The organism is Novosphingobium sp., assembly GCF_041915465.1.
Taxonomy (GTDB): domain Bacteria; phylum Pseudomonadota; class Alphaproteobacteria; order Sphingomonadales; family Sphingomonadaceae; genus Novosphingobium.
Genome location: NZ_JAYSBK010000171.1, coordinates 1 through 3082, shown reverse-complemented (window position 1 = coordinate 3082; position 3082 = coordinate 1). Strand labels below are relative to the sequence as shown.

2 protein-coding genes are annotated in these 3082 nt (G+C 65.2%); both read right to left on the bottom strand.

What is annotated here, in order from left to right; translation table 11 throughout:
- Positions 1–169: 169 nt before the first annotated feature.
- The gene (locus ACE3SN_RS16570) at positions 170–1048 is read right to left on the bottom strand and encodes an alpha/beta fold hydrolase (protein ID WP_374531899.1); all 879 of its coding nucleotides are present in this window, start codon (positions 1046–1048) and stop codon (positions 170–172) included.
- Between the two features lie 76 nt (positions 1049–1124).
- The gene (gene nadB, locus ACE3SN_RS16565; RefSeq protein WP_374531897.1) at positions 1125–2738 is read right to left on the bottom strand and encodes an L-aspartate oxidase; all 1614 of its coding nucleotides are present in this window, start codon (positions 2736–2738) and stop codon (positions 1125–1127) included.
- Positions 2739–3082 lie beyond the last annotated feature (344 nt).

The following is a 3082-nucleotide window of genomic DNA, read 5'->3' as shown; positions in this document are numbered from 1 at the left end:
ATGCGGGTCCTTCGAGACGCGGAACGGCCTTCGACAAGCTCAGCCCGTACCGCTCCTCAGGATGAGCGGGGAGGGGGCGGACAATATCGCTCATCCTGAGGAGCGGCTGAGCTTGTCGAAGCGGCGTCTCGAAGGACGCGCGCAGACTGGCGGCCCGCTTGCCCCCGCCTTACCGCGCGTGCGCAGCGATAGCGGCGGCTATTTCCTCGGCCAGTTCCAGCGGCAGGTCATGCCCCATGCCGGGGATGATGTGCAGTTTCGCGCCCGCGATGTGCGCGGCGGTATCGTGTCCGCCTTCGACCGGGACCAGCGGATCGTCCTCGCCGTGGATCACCAGGGTCGGCGCGGTCACGCTCTTCAGTCGCTCGCGCCGGTCGCCATCGGCGACAACCGCGGCGAACTGGCGGGCCATGCCCTGCGGATAGAAGCTGCGCTGGATATCGCGCAGCGCATTGGCGCGGATCCGCTCTTCCGGCGCAGGGTAGCCGGGGCTGCCGATGGCGCGGGCGGTGTTGATCGCAGCTGCGACCAGAGTTTCGAGGTCGCCATCGGACGGGCGGCCGAGCAGCGCGGCCATGGCTTCCGGCTTGGCCGGAGGCAAATCGCGGTTGCCGGTGGTGGAGAAGATCGAGGTCAGGCTTTTGACCTTTTCGGGGTGGTTGACCGCGACCAGTTGCGCGATCATTCCGCCCATCGATCCGCCAACCACGTGGGCAGAATCGATCCCCAGCGCATCGAGCAGCGCGGCGGCATCGGCGGCCATGTCGGAAAGGGTATAGGGCACGTCCGGCGTCTGGCCCGACATCATCGCGCCGACGATTGCCGGGATTTCGGGGACGCCGGCTTCCTCGAACTTGTGGCTGAGGCCAATGTCGCGGTTGTCATAGCGGATCACGTGGTAGCCGTGGCCGACCAGCGCCTCGACCAGTTCCATCGGCCAGAGCGTCAGTTGCGCCCCCAGCCCCATGATCAGCAGCAGCGGCGGCGCGCCTTCATCGCCATAGCGTTCGACTTCGAGCGTGATTCCGTTGGCGGCGATCTGCGGCATGGTTCCTCCCGGTGGTTATCCCTGTTGGGCCGAACCTAGCGGGCAGCGCGCGATTCACAACAATCGAATCATGCCCTTACGGCACCAGCACGGTATCGCGCGGCTGGGGCAGGGTCTTGGGATAGTCGAGCGTATAGTGCAGCCCCCGGCTTTCGTGGCGGGCCAGCGCAGAGCGCACGATCAGGTCTGCGCATTGCAGCAGGTTGCGCAGTTCGATCAGGTCGGTCGAAACGCGGAAGTGACCGTAATAGTCCTCGATCTCGTCGGTCAGCAGCTTGATCCGGTGGGCGGCGCGCTCCAACCGCTTGGTGGTGCGTACGATCCCGACATAGTTCCACATGAAGCGGCGGATCTCGGTCCAGTTCTGCTTGATCACCACTTCCTCGTCGGAATCGGTGACGCGGCTTTCGTCCCACGGGCGCACCGGCGGGGGCGCATCGAAGCTGTCCCAGCGGGCAAGAATGTCGGCCGCTGCGGCCTCGCCGAAGACGAAGCATTCGAGCAGGCTGTTGGAGGCCAGCCGGTTCGCGCCGTGGAGGCCGCTTTCGGTGCATTCGCCCGCGGCATAAAGCCCCGGCAGGTCGGTGCGGCCATTGAGGTCGATCACGATCCCGCCGCAGGTGTAATGCTGCGCCGGCACCACCGGGATCGGCTGGGTAGTCATGTCGATGCCAAGCCCGATCAGCTTTTCGTAGATGTTCGGGAAATGCTCGCGCACGAAGTCGGCCGGTTGGTGGCTGATGTCGAGGTGGACATAGTCGAGCCCGAAGCGCTTGATCTCGGAGTCGATTGCGCGGGCCACGACGTCGCGCGGGGCCAGTTCGAGCCGTTCCGGATCGTAGAAATCCATGAACCGCTTGCCGGTGCGCGGATTGATCAGGTGCCCGCCTTCGCCGCGCACCGCCTCGGTGATCAGGAAGTTCTTGACCTCGAGATTGTAGAGGCAGGTCGGGTGGAACTGCATCATTTCCATGTTGCCCACCCGCGCCCCGGCGCGCCAGGCCATGGCGATGCCGTCCCCGGTTGCGCCGCGCGGCGCGGTGGAGAACTGGTAGACGCGCCCCGCGCCCCCTGTGGCCAGGATCGTGGCCTTGGCGGTGTGCGCCTCGACCTTGCCGGTCTGCTCGTTCAGCGCATAGACGCCCCAGACCCGGCCCGAGCCTGAATAGCGTTCCTCGTGCCGCCCGGTAATCAGGTCAATGCAGGCGCGGCCCGGCAGCAGGGTGATGTTGGGGTGGTTCTGCGCGGCTGTCAGCAGGGCGGATTGCACCGCCCAGCCGGTCGCATCGGCGACGTGGACAATGCGGCGGTGCGAATGGCCGCCCTCGCGCGTTAGGTGGAGGTGCTCACCTTCGGTGTTGAACGGCACGCCCAGCTGGACCAGCCGGTCAATTGCGTGGGGCGCGCGTTCGATCACGTATTCGACCGTCTCGATCCGGTTGAGGCCGGCACCGGCCACCATGGTATCGCGGATATGGTCCTCGAAGGTGTCGCCGGCATCGAGCACGGCGGCGATTCCACCCTGCGCCCATGCGGTCGATCCGCCGGTCAGCTCGCCCTTGGCCAGCACCAGCACACGCAGCTTTTCCGCCAGCGCCAGCGCCGCGGTCAGCCCGGCGCCGCCGGAGCCGACCACGATTACGTCGTGGGCGGGTAATTCATGGGGCGGGATCGATCGGGCGGCAGACATCGACGCTCTTTGCCGCTCCGCTCCCGAGGCTGCAAGTGCGTTCAACCGAATTGAGCATTGGGGCCCGGCCGTGCGGTCAGTATTTGGGGCAGGATTGCCGAACAGGATTACTTTAACTTTTGTAAACTATGTACTTGACCGTATGCCTTGTTGGGCGGCATTGTTGCGTTGCGGCAAGAATGGTGGATTAAACGTGCGGACCAGACGATCACAGTCGCCGATACCTTTATGCTGGTTCAATTCGCATCGGCCCGACCGGGAAGCGGTTGAATGGGATGGCGCAAATTTTGTCGGTCATTGTCGTGACTGTGGCAAGCCGATCCGTCGCCGCCAGGAAGGTGGCT